Raw genomic sequence first — 16,704 nt, 5'->3', positions numbered from 1 at the left:
ATGGGCTGGTTGAGGGGGGCGCGTGGGTTTTGGGTGGGTTGGCTGGTTGGGGGCTGCGTGGGTTCTGTGGCTGGCCGTTGAGTGCCAGCTCCCTGGTGAGGGCGCGGCGGTTGAGCAGGACGGTGAGCGGGTCCTCGTCGGCCATGCGGATGAGTGCCTTCTGCCACTCGTCCCGTTCGGCCGGGGGTGGGGGCCTGCCTGGGTTTTGGGTGGGCTGGCGGGTTGAGGGGCTGGCCGGTTCTGGGTGGGTGGGTTGAGGGGTGTGGGTGGGGGCCTGTTCCCCCTTCTCGCTGCATTCGTGGTGGTGGGAGTTGCTCGGCGCGCGGGGAGATCACTTGTGGTGTTTGCTTTACCTACTCGCTTTTTTGGGAGGTGACCGGAGTTGCAGGCAATGGCGGCGGACTTGCGGCTGGACGCCAACGCGATCGACTACGTCCTGCTCGCGTTCTACTTCGTCCTCGTGCTGGGGATCGGGTACATCGCTCGGCGGCACGTGTCCACCAGCATGGACTTCTTTCTGTCCGGGCGGTCGCTTCCCGCCTGGGTCACGGGGCTCGCCTTCATCTCCGCGAACCTCGGGGCCATCGAGGTCATGGGCATGTCCGCCAACGGCGCGGAGTACGGCCTGCCCACGGCGCACTACTTCTGGATCGGCGCGGTGCCGGCGATGTTGTTCCTCGGCGTCGTGATGATGCCCTTCTACTACGGGTCGAAGGTGCGCAGCGTCCCCGAGTTCATGCGTCGCCGGTTCGGGAACACGGCGCATCTCGTCAACGGCATCAGCTTCGCGGTGGCCCAGGTGCTGATCGCGGGGGCCAACCTCTTCCTGCTCGCCAACGTCGTCAACCTGCTGCTCGGCTGGCCGCTCTGGATCTCGGTGATCGTCGCCGCGGCGATCGTGCTCAGCTACACCGCGCTGGGCGGGTTGTCGGCCGCGATCTACAACGAGGTTCTGCAGTTCGTCGTGATCGTCGGCGCGTTGCTGCCGCTGACGATCGTCGGGCTCTACAAGGTCGGTGGGTGGCAGGGGCTCGCCGACAAGATCTCCGGTGGGCCGGGTGGGCCCGAACAGCTGGACAGCTGGCCCGGCAACCAGCTCACCGGGTTCGCCGACAACTTCCTGTCCGTCCTCGGGCTCGTCTTCGGGCTCGGGTTCGTCCTCTCCTTCGGGTACTGGACGACCAACTTCGTCGAGGTGCAGCGGGCTCTCGCCGCCCGCAGCATGTCCGCCGCCCAGCGGACGCCGATCATCGGTGCCTTCCCGAAGATGTTCATCCCGTTCATCGTGATCATCCCGGGTATGATCGCCGGGGTCGCGGTCACGGAGCTGAGCGGGGAGAACAAGGCCGCGCTGATGGCGGACAAGGCCGCGCCCAGCGGGGCCACGTTCAACGAGGCCCTGCTGCTACTCATGCGCGACCTCCTGCCGAACGGCATGCTCGGGATCGCGATCGCCGGGTTGCTCGCCTCGTTCATGGCCGGGATGGCCGCGAACCTCAGCTCCTTCAACACCGTCTTCACCTACGACATCTGGCAGACCTACCTGCGCAAGGACCGGCCGGACGGCTACTACCTGCGCGTCGGCCGGATAGTGACCATCATCGCGACGGTGCTCGCCATGCTGACGGCGTGGATCGCGTCGACCTACGCGAACCTGATGGACTACCTGCAACAGCTCTTCTCGTTCTTCAACGCACCACTGTTCGCCACGTTCATCCTCGGCATGTTCTGGCGGCGCATGACGGCGGCCGCCGGTTGGATCGGGCTCGTCGCGGGCACCGTCTCCGCCGTGGTCGTGTTCGTGCTCACCGAGAGCGGCGTGTGGATGCTGCCCGGCCAGGGCGGGGCGTTCGTCGGGGCGGGTGCCGCGTTCGTGGTCGACATCGTGGTGAGTGTCGCGGTGACCGCGGTGACGAGGCCGAAACCCGCCGAGGAGCTCGTCGGGCTGGTGTACTCGTTGACACCCAAGGAAAGTCGCCAGCGCGAGGTCACGGGTGAGGACGCCGGCTGGTACCGCAACCCGGCCGTGCTCGCCAGCATCGTCCTGGTCATCACCATCGTCTTGAACATCGCATTCTAGGAGGGGTGGATGAGTACGAACGCCCGCGCGTCCGCCTTCGACGTCCGGCTGATCATTGCCTTGCTGCTCGGCGTCTACGGCCTGGTGCTGACGATCCTCGGGCTCTTCTTCGTCGACGACAAGGACATCGACAAGTCCGCCGGCGTGAACGTCAACCTGTGGACCGGGCTCGGCATGCTGTTCTTCTGCGCGTTGTTCGTGCTGTGGGCCGTGCTGCGACCGCTGCGGGTGCCGGAGGGGCAGCCGCCCGCCGAGGAGTCCGCCGCCGAAGAGTCCACGGTGGACTAGAAGTAGGGTCCGACTAGAAGTAGGGTCCAACGAACAAGCGGCGGCCTACCCGGACCTCGTCAAGGGTCCTGGTAGGCCGCCGTCTCGGTGTGTCCGTCAGCGCCAGGTGCGGCGGTAGTGTGCCACGCGGCGCGGCACGGGCAGCGCGAACTTGCGGATCAGGTAGGTCAGCAGAGCGGCGATGGCCAGCCACGCGATGGCGGCGAGACCGTCGTTGAGGAACGTCCGCATGCCGACGTTCGCCGGCGTGAACAGGTCACGCAGGCCCAGTGACACGGCACCCGACCAGTCGTTGATGAGCTGGGCGAAGCCGTTGCCCTGGTTCGCGGAGCCGATCACCAGGATGATGTGCAGCGCCAGCACCACGGCGAACAGGCCGCAGATCACGTTGATGACGGTGCACACGATCCGGACGGTCCTGCGCCGCCGCTGGTCGGGGTCGACGATCTCTTCCTGCTGCTCGACCGCCTGCTCGTCGACGTACGCCGGCTGCGGGTCGACATAGGCCGGCGTGCCGGCGGGCCGGCGGTCGGCGGGGTGCTCCACGTATGCCGGTCCACCGGCGGGCGGTGGGTCGGCGGGGTTGAGGTCCATACGAGTTCTGTCGGGATCCGGTCGGCTCACGGTTGAGGCCCTCCTCCGGCTGATACAACCTGGGCGTGGGCTACCCGTCGATGTGGCCGGGCAAACGCGCCTCGTGAGGTTCGCGAGGGGGGCGGTCGTCCTCTAGCGTGATCGGGTGCGGTTCTGGCGGGCCCGGGTGCGGGCCACACTCCGGCGGCGCGGGCAAGCGTTGCGGCTCATGGCGCTGCCGATCCTGCAGTGCTCGGTCGCCGCCGCGATCGCCTGGCTCGTCGCCACGCGGCTCTTCGAGCACGCCCGGCCGTTCTTCGCGCCCATGGCCGTCGTGATCTGCATCGGGGTCGGGTTCGGGCAGCAGCGGCTGCGGCGGGTGGTCGAGCTCGTCGTCGGGGTGAGCCTCGGCATCGGGGTCGGGGACCTGTTCATCTCCAGCGTCGGCTCGGGCTGGTGGCAGCTCGCGCTCGTCCTCGCGTTGGCCATGACGACGGCCGTCCTGCTCGGCGGCGGCACGCTCGTCACGTTGCAGGCCGCGACCTCGTCGATCCTCGTCGCGACCCTGCTGCCGCCCGGCGGGACCGCGGGGCTCGACCGGATGCTCGACGCCCTCATCGGGGGCCTGCTCGGCATCGCCGCCATCGCGCTCATGCCCGGCGACCCGCGCCGCGCCCTCGACACGCGGGCGCGTGACCTGCTCGGCGAGGTCGCCGCCGCCCTCGTCGCGGCCGCGGACGCCATCACCGAAGGGGACCGCGAGATCGCGCAGCGGGCGCTGACCCGGGCCCGTAGCCAGCAGGCAGGTGACGACTACCGTGCCGCGCTGCGGGCGGCGCGGGAGGTCGCCGCCATCTCGCCCCTGCACCGCCGCGAGCGTCGCGGCATCGCCCGGTACGGCCTGGCCACCGAGCCCGTCGACCGCGCGTTGCGCAACAGTCGTGTGCTGTTGCGGCGTACGCGCTCCGCCCTCACCGACGGCGAGACGTTCCCGGCGGCCCTGCCCCAGGCGTTGCGTGAGCTGGCCGCGGCGGCGGCCGCGTTCGCCCGGGTGCTCGCCGACGACGGCGACGCCGCCGAGGTGCGCGCGGCGATCCGCGCGGCGGCCAGGATCGTGGACGCCGACGACCTGGCGGACGTGGGCTTCTCGGCGCGCGTGGTCACCGCGCAGCTGCGGTCCGCCACCGTGGACCTGCTGCAGGCCACCGGCCTCGACCACGAGAGGGCACGCGCGTTCCTGCCGTCTATGGGGTGATCGCGTTGAAGTCGGCGCTGTAGAGGATCCGCTTTTCGGCCCCGTGCCTGGCGAGGCCGAGCATCGCGCGGCCGATCCGCTCGGTCGTCGAGACGTGCTTGGGGAACACCGCTCGCAGCGCCGGGTAGAGCACCCGGACGAACCGGTACAGCACCCGGTACAGCCGGGTCCGCGACGTCGCGCCGTGCATCGGCTGGATGTAGCCCGGCCGCAGGACGTAGGCCTGGAGCGACGTGGCGAGCAGCGCGTTCTCCGTCGCGCCACGCACCCGCGCCCACATGGTCCGGCCCTTCTCGGTGCTGTCCGCGCCGACGCCCGACACGTACACGAACGTGGCCGCCGGGTTCGCCGCGACGACGGCCGACGCGGCGGCCATCGTGATGTCGTAGGTGACCCGCCGGTAGTCGGCCTCGCTCACGCCCGTCGAGGAGACGCCGAGGCAGAAGAAGCAGGCGTCCACGCCGGACAGGTCGATCTCCGAGTAGTCCAGCAGGTCGGCGGTGACGACCTCCTGGAACTTCGGGTCGCGCACGTCGCTCGGGCTGCGGCCCACCGACACGACCGACTCGACGTCCGGGGCCAGCAGGCACTCCCGGACCACGCCCTGGCCGACCATGCCGGTCGCGCCGAACACCACCACCTTCATGCCGGAACCGTAGCAACCCGCTGAAACGAGTGGCACCGACCCTTAAGCTGAGCTACATGCTCGACGTGCGACGGTTGCAGGTGTTGCGAGCCGTGGTGACCAGCGGCTCGGTGACGGCGGCGGCCACGAACCTCGGCTACACGCCGTCCGCGGTCAGCCAGCAGATCGCGGCGCTCGAACGGCAGGCCGGTCTGCCGCTGCTCGAACGCGTCGGTCGCGGGGTGCGGCCCACGGCGGCCGGCCGGCTGCTGACCGAGCACGCCGCGATCATCGGCCAGCACGTCGCCGAGGCCGAGACGGCGCTCGCCGACCTGCGTGCGGGGCGCACAGGTCGCCTCGTGATCCGCTACTTCGCGACCGCGGGTGCCGCGCTCGTGCCACCCGCCCTGGCCAAGCTGCGGGCCGCGTACCCGCGCGTCCAGGTCGACCTCAAGCTGGTCGACCCCGGCGAGCAGCTGGCGGAGGTCGAGCGGGGCGACGCGGACCTGGTGATCACGGTGTCGCCGCGCCAGCAGCCCAAGGACGGCATCCAGCTGGTGCACCTGCTGGACGACCCGTACGACGCCGTCCTGCCCAAGGGGCACCGGCTCGCGGCCAAGCGTGTGCTCGACCTCGCGGAACTGGCCGACGAGCCGTGGGTGAACAACGAGCTGTCCGCCGGACCGTGCCTGGAACGCATGCTGGAGGCGTGTGCCTCGGCCGGCTTCACCCCGAACTTCGTGGTCGAGAGCGACGACTACGCGACCGCGCAGGGGTTCGTCGCCGCGGGCCTCGGCGTGACGCTCATCCCCCGGCTGGGACTCGGGCAGCGTCACCCGGGCGTGGTCGTGCGGCGGGTGCGCAACCCGGAGCCGGTGCGGTCCATCCATGCCGCGGTCCGCGAGTCCTCCCTGGCGCAACCGGCACTCGCGGGCCTGCTCGACGCGCTCCGGGAAGCCGCGAAGCAGTAGTCACCCGACCGGACTAATTCACGTTCACGGTCACGCCGTGTCATGTGACATGTGCGTGGTTTGCCGGTGACAGTTTGCACTAAGTGGACGCGGTGCAGGTGACGCACGATTGCTCTCGGATTTCGGAGCGACGAGCGGAGCGACCGGGCATGGACCAGGACTATCAGCCGTACTGCATGGCGGACCCGTCCTTCTATGACGCCATGCACTCGGAGGAGACCGCCGGCGAGTCGTTCGCCACGGCGTCCCGGGCCTTACCGGAGGGTTGGACCCTGCGCCCGCAGGACGACTGGCTCGTCGTCCACCCGCGTGAGCTGCAGCAGACTCCCCTGCAGGGCTGGAAGATCCACGCCTCGGCCACCCAGGACAACGCCGACCGCGTGCTCGACGTCGTGTGGGAGTACTGCGTCGCCCGCGGCATCTCGTTCAAGTTCCTGCGTTCCTCCTCAGCGTTGCTCGCCAGGGTCGCCAAGTACGCCCCACGCGGGTACGCCGGCAAGCTCGTCACGATCTACCCGGAGAACGACGAGGCCTGCGAGCGGATCCTGACCGAGCTCGGCGGCCAGCTCGACGGCGAGCCGAGCCCGTACATCCTGAGCGACCTGCGCTGGGGCAAGGGACCGCTGTTCGTGCGGTACGGCGCGTTCGCCAACCGGTACACGGTGGACGGTACCGGCGTGGTGGTCGAGGCCATCGCCGATCCGGACGGCAACCTCGTGCCCGACCGGCGCGACCCGGTGTTCCACGTCCCGCCGTGGGTGACGCTGCCGGCGTTCCTGGAGCCGCACCTGGCCGCACGCAACGCGGTCACCACCACCGACCTGCCCTACACGATCGAGAGCGTGCTGCACTTCTCCAACGGCGGCGGCATCTACCTCGGCCGCGACACCCGGACGGGCGAGCAGGTCGTGCTGAAGGAGGCCCGGCCACACGCAGGCCTCGACTCATGGGGCCACGACGCCGTCCGCCGCCTGCACCGCGAGCACGAGACGCTGACGAGACTCGCCGGCGTTCCGGGCATTCCGCGCGTGCACGACATGTTCTGGCTGGGCGAGCACCGGTTCCTCCCCATGGAGTACGTCGAGGGCGACGTGCTCGGCAAGGCCATCGTGCGGCGCTACCCGCTGATCGACCCCGCGTCGACGCCGGCGCAGTACGCCGAGTTCACCGCGTGGGCACTCGACATCCACAGACAGGTGCGCGAGACCATCGCGGCCGTGCACGAGCGCGGCATCGTGTACGGCGACCTGCACCTGTTCAACATCGTGGTGCGGCCGGACGACACGATCGCGCTGCTGGACTACGAGGTCGCCGCCCCGGTCGAGGAGGCCAGCCGGCCCGGTCTCAACAACCCCGGGTTCGCGCCGCCGCGGGACGTGCACGGCTTCGACATCGACGACTACGCGCTGGCGTGCCTGACGTTCGCGCTGTTCCTGCCGATGACCAACCTGCTCGGTCTGCACCGGTTGAAGGCACGGCACTTCGCGGACATCATCACCGAGCACTTCCCGGTGGGCAGGGACCTGCTCCGGCCGGCCGTCGACGTGGTCGTGCCACCGGAGACCCCGCACCTGCCGAACCCCAGGCTCGACCCCGACCGGGCCGCATGGCCCGCGTTGCGTGACGACCTGGTGCGGGCGATCCGCGCCAGCGCCACCCCGCACCGCGACGACCGGCTGTTCCCCGGTGACCCGCAGCAGTTCGCGGTGGGCGGGCTCGGGCTGGCGTACGGCGCGGCGGGTGTGCTGTACGCGCTGGACGTCACCGGCGCCGGCCGCGTCGAGGAGTACGAGAACTGGCTGATCCGGCGGGCGACTAACCCGCCGGGCGGCACGCGGCTCGGCCTCTACGACGGGTTGCACGGCGCCGCGTTCACACTCGCCCACCTCGGGCACCGGCAGGAGGGACTCGACGTCGTCGACATCTGCCTGCGCGAGAAGTGGGAGTCCATGGGGCACGACCTGCTCGGCGGTGTGCCCGGGTTCGGGTTGAACCTGCTGCACCTCGCCGACGCCACGGGCGAGCCGGCGCTGCGCGTGGTGGCCCGCCGCGCCGCGGAACTGGTCGCCGAGTTGCCCGAGGACACCACGGAGGACGACCCCGTCAGTGGCTCCGGTCAGCCGTGGGCCGGGTTGTTCCGCGGCCGGTCTGGTCCCGCGTTGTTCCTGATCCGGATGTACGACGACACCGGCGACGCCGGCTACCTCGACGCGGCGGCGCGTGCGTTGCGCTTCGACCTGCGCCGGTGCGTGTGGCGCGACAACGGGACGATCGAGGTCAACGAGGGCTGGCGCTCGATGCCCTACCTGGACGGCGGCAGCATCGGCATCGGCATGGTCCTCGACGAGTTCCTGCGTCGCCGCGCGGACGAGGAGTTCGCGAAGGCGGCGGCCGGCGTGGCCCGCACCGCCCGCTCCCCCATGTACATCCTGCCGGGCCTGTTGACCGGGCGCGCCGGCGTGCTGCTCTACCTGGCCGGGCGGTCCGCCGATCCAGCAGCCGACCCGGACGTGGCCCGGCAGGTGCGCAACCTCGCATGGCACGCGCTGCCGTACGGAGGCGGAATGGCCTTTCCCGGCACGGGTCTGCTGCGCCTGTCCATGGACCTCGCGACCGGCAACGCCGGCGTGCTGCTCGCACTCGGCGCGGCACTGCACGACCAACCGGTGCACGCCCCGCTGCTCGCGCCGTCGCGCGTCGAGCCGCCAAGGACCCCCACGCCAGCAGGCGTGGGCCAGTAGGAAACCCCCGAAAAAGGAGCCAAAAATGGCACTTCTCGACCTTCAGGGCATGGAGCAGGCGCCGCAGACCGGTGGCGGCGGTGGCAGCAGCAGCAGCGGCCACTCGTGCCCGTCGAACCTGTCCGTCACCCTGTGCGGCGGCACGTCCGGCCTCAGCGTGCTGATCTGCCACTGAGCGAAGCGAGTCTCGCTTCCGACGCCCACGCGGGCGCAGCCAACGGGCGCGGTCCCGGACAACTGGCGTTTGTCCGGGGCCGCGGCCCTTGTCCAAGAAGGGTACGCCGTGACGGCCTTCGCACAGATAGCCCGAAAGGCTTCTGGCTGGCTGCCGGTGATCGCCGTCGGCGCGCTGGCGGGCACCCTCGGCGCGCTGGCGCTGCCCGTGGTGCTGGGCCGGGCCGTCGACTCGATCGTGGGCGGCGGGTCGCAGGTGTGGTTCTGGCTGGCCGCCGGGCTGGTGGTGGTGGGGATCGCGGCGGATCTCGTCGACGCGTACGCGGGCACGGCGTGCGTGGCCGGCACGACGGCGTGGCTGCGGGACCGGCTGGTGCGGCACGTGCTGGCCGCGGGGCCGCGGCACGGGTTCGAGACCGGTGACCTGGTGAGCCGGGTGTCGGGCAACGCGGCGGAGGCGGCGAACGCCGGGCCGGCGGTGGTGACGGTGTGGATGGCGGTGCTGCCACCCGTCGGGAGCCTCGTTCTGCTGGTGTACCTGGATGTCTGGCTGGCGGTGGCCTTCCTCGCCGGGGTGGCGCTCGTCGCGGTGGTGCTGCGGCTGTTCACGCGCCGGACCGCGGCGGTGGTGACCGCGTACCTGTCGGTGCAGGGGCGGATCGCGTCGCGGCTGTCGGAGTCGCTCTCGGGCGTGCGGACGATCGCGGCGGCGGGCACGGCCGACCGCGAGGAGGCTCGGGTGCTCGCGTCGCTCCCGGAGCTGCACGAGGAGGGGATGCGGAGCTGGCGGGTGCTGTCGGGGTCGGCGGCGCAGGTCGCGGTGGTGGGGCCGCTGGTGCTGGTGGCGGTGTTGGGAACCGGGGGATGGGCGCTTTCGGCGGGGCGGTTGACGCCGGGTGAGCTGTTCGCGGCCGGGCAGTACGCGATGCTTGGCGCGGGGCTCGGGGGGTTGACGAGTGTCTTCGGACGGTTGGCGCGGTCCAGGGCCGGCGCCGATCGGGTCGGTGCGGTGCTGTCGCTCGATGCCGTGGCGTACGGCGATGGTTCGTTGCCGGTCGGGGCCGGCTGGCTGGACTTTCGCGACGTCTCGGTCGGCTCGTTGCTGACCGGTGTGTCGTTTGATGTGCCGGGCGGTGCGATGGCCGCGGTCGTCGGCCGGTCGGGTGCCGGGAAGTCGGTGCTCGCCGGGGTCGCGGCGCGGTTGTGGGAGCCGTCGGCCGGGTCGGTGTCGCTGGACGGGGTGCCACTTTCGTCGTTGTCGCACGACGAGTTGCGCGGTGCGGTGGGGTACGCGTTCGAGCGGCCGTGCCTGGTGGGCGCGACCGTCGGCGCGGCGATCGGGGCGGGCGGCGAGGAGGCGGCGCGGGCGACGTTCGCGCACGAGTTCGTGTCCCGGCTGCCGGAGGGCTACGACACCGCGCTGACGCGGGCCCCGATGTCGGGCGGCGAACTGCAGCGGTTGGGCCTGGCGCGCTCGTGGCTCGCGAAGCGGCTGCTGGTTCTCGACGACGCGACGTCCAGTGTGGACATGGTGACGGAGATGCGGATCAGCGCGGCACTGGGCGCCGCCGGGCGAACCAGGCTGGTGGTGACCCACCGGCTGTCGACGGCGGCCCGCGCGGATGTCGTGGTGTGGCTGGAAGAAGGACGCGTGCGAGCGGTCGGCCCGCACGAGGAGCTGTGGCGGCAGGAGGCATACCGCGAGGTGTTCGGATGACCGCCCGGCAGACGGCCGGCCCCCGCCGGGAACCGCCGGCGACCGCCGGCGACGGGGAGAACGAGGGCCCTGGCAAGATCACAGGGCCGATGGCCGACACCCGGATCTGGGTCTTGTCGGTCCACTATGGATGGTGGTCAACTCGGGAATTCCCGCAGCTTCAGGCATTGTTCCGGTGCGCCGGCCCGGCCCGCCGAGGTCGACACGCGAGCCGCGACGCTGCCGTGAACCGCGGGAACCCGACCATGCCAGGCCCCGGCGTGGAAACCGGTGGCCTTCCGGCGCGCGAAGGGGACTTTCGCTCGGGCTGTACCCGTTCGGGCTGTGGACAACCCGCGCTCGCGGGCCGGGAGTGTCACCCCCCGTCGGTAGCGTGGAAACCGGGGGGCCCCCGGGCGCGCCAATGGGACTTTCGTGCGGGCGGGGTGGTGGCGCGTGCGGCGTGAGCTGCGATATGCCCTGCGGTCGCTCCGGGCTCGGCCGACCATGGCGCTGGTCGCGTGGTCGGTGCCGGAGGCCCTGCCGGCCACGCTTTCCGGGCTGGTCGTCGCCAATGCCGTCGATCGTGGCTTCCTGGCCGGGCGGCCCGTGGTCGGCACCGTCTGGCTCGCCTCCCTCGTGCTCGTCTCCGTCGTCGGCTCGGTTGGGACGCGCATGGTGTTCCTGCGGCTCGGCGAGCTTGCCGAGCCCTTCCGGGACGAACTCGTCCGGCGTGTCGTCGGTGGCGCCCTGCGCAACGGCGTCGAAGGACGTCCCGATCACGGGGCGCTCGCGCGCCTCACGCGCCAGGTCGAGATCGTGCGGGACACCTACGCCGGGCTCGTCATCGTCATCCGGGGTTTCGTCGTCACCGTTGTCGGTGTGGTTGTCGGGGTGCTCTCCGTCGCGCCGGCCGTCGCGCTGCTCATCCTCCCGCCGTTCCTGTTGGGGCTGGCGGGATTCGTCGCCATGCTGGGGCTCGCCGCCGCGCGGCAGCGGGCGTCCGTCCTCGCCGACGAGCGGCTCGCCGCCGCCGCGGGCCAGGTCTTCGCCGGGGTCCGGGACGTCGTCGCCTGCGGGACCGAGCGAGAGTCCGCCGCGCTCGTCAGGAAACCCATCGACGAGCAGGCCGCCGCGGAGCGGGCGCTCGCCGGGGTCGCCGCCCTGCGGACCGCCTGCTTCGCCTTCGGCGGCTGGCTTCCGCTGCTCGTCCTGCTCTTCGCCGGGCCGGCACTCGTCCAGCGCGGGCTCACCGCCGGCGCGTTGCTCGGCGGCGCCACCTACGTCCTCTTCGGACTCCAGCCCGCGCTCCAGAACTTCGTCGCGGGCGTCGGCGGCAGCGGGTTGCGGTTCGTGATCACGCTCGGGCGGGTCCTCGACGCCAGCCACGTGCCGCCGGCGCCCCGGCACGAGCAGGACACCGGGCAGCGCACGGTGCTCAGGAACGTCACCTTCGCGTACGGGCCGCACGCCGAACCCGTCGTCCGCGACCTCGACCTCACCGTCGAGCCGGGGGAGCACCTCGCGGTCGTCGGCCCGTCCGGCATCGGAAAGTCCACTCTGGCCAGTCTGATCTGCGGCCTGCGCCGCCCCGACCAGGGCGCGGTCCAGCTGGTCGCCGACCGGGTCCTCATCCCGCAGGAGGCCTACGTCTTCACCGGCACCCTGCGCGAGAACCTCACCTACCTGCGCCCCGACGCCACCACCGCCGACCTCGACGCGGCGGCGGCGGCGATCGGCGCGCGACTGGGCGACTACGACACCGAGATTCACCCGCGGGAGATGTCCGCCGGCCAGCGCCAGCTCGTCGCGCTCGTCCGGGCCTACCTGTCCCCGGCGTCCCTCGTCGTGCTCGACGAGGCCACCTGCCACCTCGACCCGGCGGCCGAGCGGCTCGCCGAACTGGCGTTCGCCGAGCGGCCCGGCACCTTGATCGTGATCGCCCACCGGATTAGTTCCGCCTTGCGCGCCAACCGGATCCTGGTGATGGACGGCGCCGGCGCCGTGGTGGGCGACCACGAGAACCTGCTCAAGCACTCCCCGCTCTACCGCGATCTGCTCGGCCACTGGAACGCCGGTGTGCTACCCGCCGCCGATGGCCGGCTCCGGTCACAGCCAGCCTGACTCGGTGGCGATCCGGATCGCGTCGATCCTGGTTCTTGCCCCAGTTTTGTTCATCGCGTTCGAAAGGTAGTTGCGTACGGTCCCCGGTGACAGTGATAGTTGCTTGGCAATTTCCGGACCGCTCGCTCCCTCGGCCGCGAGCCGCAGCACGGTCAACTCTCTCGGGGTGAACGGGTTACTGCCTGCAGAAAGCGCGGCGACCACCAGGTTCGCGTCGATCACCGTACCGCCATCGGCGACATTGCGAATCGCGTGCAGCAGCCGGGTCGCCGGCGCGTTCTTGTCAATCAGTCCGGATACGTCCGCGGCTAGCAACCGTTTCAGCAGGCCGGCCGGTCGGGTTACGGTCAACGCGACGATCTGGCACTCGGGTAATTTCTTACGCAGCTCGTGCACGGTCGTCAGTCCCTTGGTCTCGGGCATGTCCGCGGAGATCACCGCGACGTCCGGCCGCAACCGTAGTGCGACTGATACCGCCTGGTGATCGCATTTCAGGTCCGCGATGACCTCGATGTCCGCCTCGTCCTCCAGCAGACTCACCAGAGCCGTGCGGAGCAGATCCATGTCCTCGGCGAGTAACACTCGGATCGATCTTCCTTCCTCCTGCTCCGCCGAGCCGCTGGAGCTTTGTCGTGTCATGCATCCTCCTGGGGACGGTAATCAGCCGGTGCGGCGACCCCATCCGATCGCCGTTCCCACAGATGGAGTGTCACGGCGACCTGAATTCTCGTTACGAGTCGTCCTACGCCTGGAGTAACGAGAGAAACATTCAGGTGGATACGCGCTCGTAATGCTACAGAAAATATGTTCGGAAAATCCCGGGCTGCACCGATCGGATGATTTCCACAAATGAGCCGTCTGGTGCAACTGCACTACGGCAGTTGCACCAGACGGCTCGTCCGTAAAGTGGGTTCAGGCCTGGGTCAACGCGGCCGAGAGCGCGCTCGCGACCAGTGGTGTGTAACCGGATGCCTGCCCCGTGCTGTTCGGGTGGTAGGACTCGAGGACCGGGTTCGAGAGACCGTTGAGCCACTCGACGTCGTCGCAGACCGCGTGGCCGGTGAAGGCGGTGCGGACGTCGACGAAGCGGAACCCGTGTGCCGAGGCCCGGCCGGCGGTGGTGGTGGCGAGCAGGTCGGCGGTCGCGTTGAGCGAGGACTGCTCGGCCGGGCTGATCCTCGCCAGCACGTTGCACTCCTCGCCGTTGAACAGGCGCGGATAGCCGACCACGGCCACCTTCGCGTTCGGCGCCTTCGCCCGGATCTGGTTGTACAGATTGTCGAGCGCGCCGGGCAGTGTGTTACGGATGTAGTTGTTGGCGGCGGTGATCTGGCTCGTGCAGGTCCACGGCCACGGCAGCGCGCACTGGGTGATCACGTCCGCGAAGCCGGCGTCGTTGCCGCCGACGGACACGGTCACGAACGCGGTGCCGGTGTTGAGGCCGGCGAGCTGGTTCAGCACGTCCGGCACCCGCGCGCCGGAGCACGCCGCGAAGGTCAGGGGCGCGCCGAGCTGGGCGGCGACCCTGACCGGGTACGCGAGCGGGCTGCGGTAGCAGGAGCCGCTGTCCGAGTAGTACGTCCGCGAGCCGACGCCGGAGGAGTAGGAGTCGCCGAGCGCGGTGTAGGGGCCGGCCGCGGCCTGTGCCTGAGTGACGCCGGCCAGGCACAGGACCGTGACGGCCGCGGAAACGAGAATTAATCGGAAGGAGTTCGTACGGATACGCATGGGCTGTCTCCACACGCTCGCAGGGAACCCGGGATGACCGGGCATGATCAGCGTGAATCGCGGTGTGACAGGCGGCAATCGGCCGTTACGGTAGGAATTTTCGAATGCTGAAGCGATACGGGCACTTTCCGTCAACCGTAGGCTCGGGGCATGTGCCGAAACATCACCCCGCTGCGTGGGCTCGAGCCCGCCGCGACCGCTGAGGAGATCGAGGCGGCAGCGCGCCAGTTCGTCAGGAAGGTGTCCGGCGTGCAGACGGTCACCGACCGGATCCGCGACCCGTTCGAGCAGGCGGTCGCCGAGATCGCCGAGGTCACGACCCGTCTGCTGGCCGAGCTGCCGCCGCGCAAGCAGCCGCCCGCGACGGTCCCGCCGCTGCGCCGACCGGAGGTTCGTGCCCGGATCGCCGCCAGGGCCGCCAACGGCTGACCGGCTGTGAGTTCTCCCACGGGCACTCGCGCCGAGGGGGTTCGCGGCGTGACCGCGCGGTAAAGTCGCAGGTTGCTCGCTGCCCACCGCCCGGATGCAGCGCCCGAACCCCGGAGGACTTCTTGCTGCTGCGTCCGGTCGGTGGTCGATGACCGCCGTCTTCGAAGCGACCCCGAGCTACGAGCTGACCGCGCCCCCGGCCCGGTTCAGCGGTGCCGCGGCAGCGCGACCCCGCACCCTCAACGACGTGCTCGCGGCTACCGCGGCCCGCCATCCGGCGGCGCCGGCGATCGACGACGGCACGGTCACGCTCAGCTACACCGAGCTGGTCGGCGTGGTCGACGAGCTGCGCCAGAAGCTCCTCGCGGAGGGTATCGGCGTGGGCGACCGCGTCGGGGTCCGGGTGCCGTCCGGCACCGCCGACCTGTACGTCTCGATCCTCGCCGTGCTCGCGGCCGGTGCCGCCTACGTGCCGGTCGACTTCGAGGACCCGGACGAGCGGGCCGACCTGGTGTTCGGCGAGGCCGGCGTGTGCGCGGTGCTGGGCGAGGGCCGCGCGCTGACCATGCGTGACATCGCGGTCGGCCGCGAGCACCGCCCGGCCGGCCTGGACGACGACGCGTGGATCATCTTCACCTCCGGCTCCACCGGCAGGCCGAAGGGCGTGGCCGTCAGTCACCGCTCGGCGGCCGCGTTCGTGGACGCCGAGGCCCGGATGTTCCTGCTCGACGACCCGATCGGCCCCGACGACCGGGTGCTCGCCGGACTGTCCGTCGCCTTCGACGCCTCCTGCGAGGAGATGTGGCTGGCCTGGCGCAACGGCGCGTGCCTGGTGCCGGCGCCGCGCTGGCTCGTCCGCACCGGCGTCGACCTCGGCCCGTGGCTGGTCGAGCAGGAGATCACGGTCGTCTCCACGGTCCCGACGCTGGTTGCGCTGTGGCCTGCCGAGGCACTCGACGATGTTCGGCTGCTCATCCTCGGTGGCGAGGCCTGCCCACCCGAGCTGGCCGCACGCCTCACCGAGGACGGCCGCGAGGTGTGGAACACCTACGGCCCGACCGAGGCGACCGTGGTCGCGTGCGGCGCCCGCATGACCGGTGCGGGCCCGGTGCGCATCGGGCTGCCGCTAGCCGGTTGGGAGCTGGCCGTCGTGGACGCCGCGGGCGAGGTCGTGCCCATGGGCGACACCGGCGAGCTGGTGATCGGCGGCGTCGGCCTCGCCCGCTACCTCGACCCGGTCAAGGACGCCGAGAAGTACGCGCCGCTCGAGTCGCTCGGCTGGGACCGGGCCTACCGCAGCGGCGACCTCGTCCGGGCCGAGCCCGAGGGCCTGGAGTTCCTCGGTCGCGCCGACGAGCAGGTCAAGCTCGGCGGCCGGCGCATCGAGCTCGGCGAGATCGACGCGGCGTTGCAGGCGCTGCCCGGCGTGACCGGGGCGGCCGCGGCCGTCCGCACCACCGGGGCGGGCACGCAGCTGCTCGTCGGCTACGTCGTCGCCGGCCCGGACTTCGACGAGCCCGCCGCCGTCGGCCGGCTGCGGGAGGCGCTGCCCGCCGCGCTCGTGCCGCGGCTCGCGGTCGTCGGCACGCTGCCCACTCGCACGTCCGGCAAGGTCGACCGGAACGCACTGCCCTGGCCGCTGGACCTCGGACCGGTGGACACCGAAGAACTGCACGGCACCCAGGCGTGGCTCGGCGAGCGCTGGGCCGAGGTGCTCGGCGCGCCGCCGGCCGGCCCGTCGGCGGACTTCTTCGCCTGCGGCGGCGGCAGCCTCGCCGCGGCCCGGCTGGTCTCGATCGTCCGGGCCGACTTCCCGACCGTCTCGGTCACCGACGTCTACCACTCACCGACGGTCGCGGCCTTCGCCGCCCGTCTCGACGAGCTGGCCGGCCCGCACACGCCCGCCAGGACCGTCGTGCCCGTGCCCCGCTCTGCCGCGGTGATCCAGACCCTCGCGATGATCCCGCTGCTGACGCTCGTCGGCCTGCGCTGGACCGTCGTCCTCGCCGCCGTCGGCAAC

The 16,704-nt window shown here is 71.1% G+C and carries 14 protein-coding genes; 10 read left to right on the top strand and 4 right to left on the bottom strand.

The genetic code is table 11. From position 1 onward, the window contains the following. The first annotated feature begins 391 nt into the window (after positions 1-391). On the top strand, positions 392-2,080 hold the full coding sequence (locus tag VET29_RS33630; protein WP_414636686.1) for a sodium:solute symporter family protein: 1,689 nt from the start codon (positions 392-394) through the stop codon (positions 2,078-2,080). A 9-nt stretch (positions 2,081-2,089) separates the two neighbouring features. Further along, a complete protein-coding gene (locus VET29_RS33625) occupies positions 2,090-2,368 on the top strand; it encodes a hypothetical protein (RefSeq protein ID WP_324928309.1) in 279 nt (92 codons plus the stop codon). Positions 2,369-2,464: 96 nt separating this feature from the next. On the opposite strand, the gene VET29_RS33620 is transcribed toward VET29_RS33625, so the two are convergent. Beyond that, the gene (locus VET29_RS33620; RefSeq protein ID WP_324928307.1) at positions 2,465-2,962 is read right to left on the bottom strand and encodes a hypothetical protein; all 498 of its coding nucleotides are present in this window, start codon (positions 2,960-2,962) and stop codon (positions 2,465-2,467) included. 145 nt (positions 2,963-3,107) lie between these two features. Between VET29_RS33620 and VET29_RS33615 the strand changes: the two genes are divergently transcribed. After that, positions 3,108-4,196, top strand: coding sequence for an FUSC family protein (locus tag VET29_RS33615; protein ID WP_324928305.1), 1,089 nt, complete (start codon positions 3,108-3,110; stop codon positions 4,194-4,196). Here the strand turns inward: VET29_RS33615 and VET29_RS33610 are convergent. After that, entirely contained in the window at positions 4,186-4,842 is a 657-nt protein-coding gene (locus VET29_RS33610) for an NAD(P)H-binding protein (RefSeq protein WP_324928303.1), read from the bottom strand. The genes VET29_RS33615 and VET29_RS33610 overlap by 11 nt on opposite strands. 56 nt (positions 4,843-4,898) lie before the next feature. On the opposite strand from VET29_RS33610, the gene VET29_RS33605 reads away from it, so the two are divergent. The 5 genes from VET29_RS33605 to VET29_RS33585 all read left to right on the top strand — a co-directional run bounded on the left by VET29_RS33605 (position 4,899) and on the right by VET29_RS33585 (position 12,527). Continuing rightward, positions 4,899-5,792 (top strand): LysR family transcriptional regulator, encoded by an 894-nt coding sequence (locus tag VET29_RS33605; RefSeq protein WP_324928313.1) that lies wholly within the window; start codon positions 4,899-4,901, stop codon positions 5,790-5,792. Positions 5,793-5,941: 149 nt separating this feature from the next. Continuing rightward, on the top strand, positions 5,942-8,533 hold the full coding sequence (lanKC, locus tag VET29_RS33600) for a class III lanthionine synthetase LanKC (RefSeq protein WP_324928301.1): 2,592 nt from the start codon (positions 5,942-5,944) through the stop codon (positions 8,531-8,533). A gap of 25 nt (positions 8,534-8,558) precedes the next feature. After that, a complete protein-coding gene (locus VET29_RS33595; RefSeq protein WP_324928298.1) occupies positions 8,559-8,708 on the top strand; it encodes a SapB/AmfS family lanthipeptide in 150 nt (49 codons plus the stop codon). A gap of 108 nt (positions 8,709-8,816) precedes the next feature. Next, the gene (locus VET29_RS33590; protein ID WP_324928296.1) at positions 8,817-10,424 is read left to right on the top strand and encodes an ABC transporter ATP-binding protein; all 1,608 of its coding nucleotides are present in this window, start codon (positions 8,817-8,819) and stop codon (positions 10,422-10,424) included. 435 nt (positions 10,425-10,859) lie between these two features. Then, the gene (locus VET29_RS33585; RefSeq protein ID WP_324928294.1) at positions 10,860-12,527 is read left to right on the top strand and encodes an ABC transporter ATP-binding protein; all 1,668 of its coding nucleotides are present in this window, start codon (positions 10,860-10,862) and stop codon (positions 12,525-12,527) included. Here the strand turns inward: VET29_RS33585 and VET29_RS33580 are convergent. Together VET29_RS33580 and VET29_RS33575 are read right to left on the bottom strand one after the other, a co-directional pair. Further along, on the bottom strand, positions 12,513-13,166 hold the full coding sequence (locus VET29_RS33580) for a response regulator transcription factor (RefSeq protein ID WP_324928292.1): 654 nt from the start codon (positions 13,164-13,166) through the stop codon (positions 12,513-12,515). The genes VET29_RS33585 and VET29_RS33580 overlap by 15 nt on opposite strands. Positions 13,167-13,439: 273 nt before the next feature. Beyond that, positions 13,440-14,255, bottom strand: a complete 816-nt coding sequence (locus tag VET29_RS33575) for an SGNH/GDSL hydrolase family protein (protein ID WP_324928289.1) — start codon at positions 14,253-14,255, stop codon at positions 13,440-13,442. A 150-nt stretch (positions 14,256-14,405) separates the two neighbouring features. On the opposite strand from VET29_RS33575, the gene VET29_RS33570 reads away from it, so the two are divergent. Further along, entirely contained in the window at positions 14,406-14,684 is a 279-nt protein-coding gene (locus VET29_RS33570) for a DUF2277 domain-containing protein (RefSeq protein WP_324928287.1), read from the top strand. Between the two features lie 148 nt (positions 14,685-14,832). Continuing rightward, the coding region (locus VET29_RS33565; protein ID WP_324928285.1) for a non-ribosomal peptide synthetase at positions 14,833-16,704 on the top strand (1,872 nt) is incomplete at its 3' end.

It is taken from the genome of Actinophytocola sp. (assembly GCF_035634895.1).
GTDB lineage: Bacteria > Actinomycetota > Actinomycetes > Mycobacteriales > Pseudonocardiaceae > Actinophytocola.
The sequence above is the reverse complement of the archived record's forward strand: the minus strand, read 5'-3'. Positions and strand labels throughout refer to the sequence as shown.

Coding starts and splice junctions, on each gene's coding strand:
- VET29_RS33610 (WP_324928303.1), bottom strand. CDS start 4,842: ATGAAGGTGGTGGTGTTCGGCGCGACCGGCATGGTCGGCCAGGGCGTG.
- VET29_RS33620 (WP_324928307.1), bottom strand. CDS start 2,962: ATGGACCTCAACCCCGCCGACCCACCGCCCGCCGGTGGACCGGCATAC.
- VET29_RS33580 (WP_324928292.1), bottom strand. CDS start 13,166: ATGACACGACAAAGCTCCAGCGGCTCGGCGGAGCAGGAGGAAGGAAGA.
- lanKC (WP_324928301.1), top strand. CDS start 5,942: ATGGACCAGGACTATCAGCCGTACTGCATGGCGGACCCGTCCTTCTAT.
- VET29_RS33595 (WP_324928298.1), top strand. CDS start 8,559: ATGGCACTTCTCGACCTTCAGGGCATGGAGCAGGCGCCGCAGACCGGT.
- VET29_RS33630 (WP_414636686.1), top strand. CDS start 392: ATGGCGGCGGACTTGCGGCTGGACGCCAACGCGATCGACTACGTCCTG.
- VET29_RS33575 (WP_324928289.1), bottom strand. CDS start 14,255: ATGCGTATCCGTACGAACTCCTTCCGATTAATTCTCGTTTCCGCGGCC.
- VET29_RS33625 (WP_324928309.1), top strand. CDS start 2,090: ATGAGTACGAACGCCCGCGCGTCCGCCTTCGACGTCCGGCTGATCATT.
- VET29_RS33605 (WP_324928313.1), top strand. CDS start 4,899: ATGCTCGACGTGCGACGGTTGCAGGTGTTGCGAGCCGTGGTGACCAGC.
- VET29_RS33570 (WP_324928287.1), top strand. CDS start 14,406: ATGTGCCGAAACATCACCCCGCTGCGTGGGCTCGAGCCCGCCGCGACC.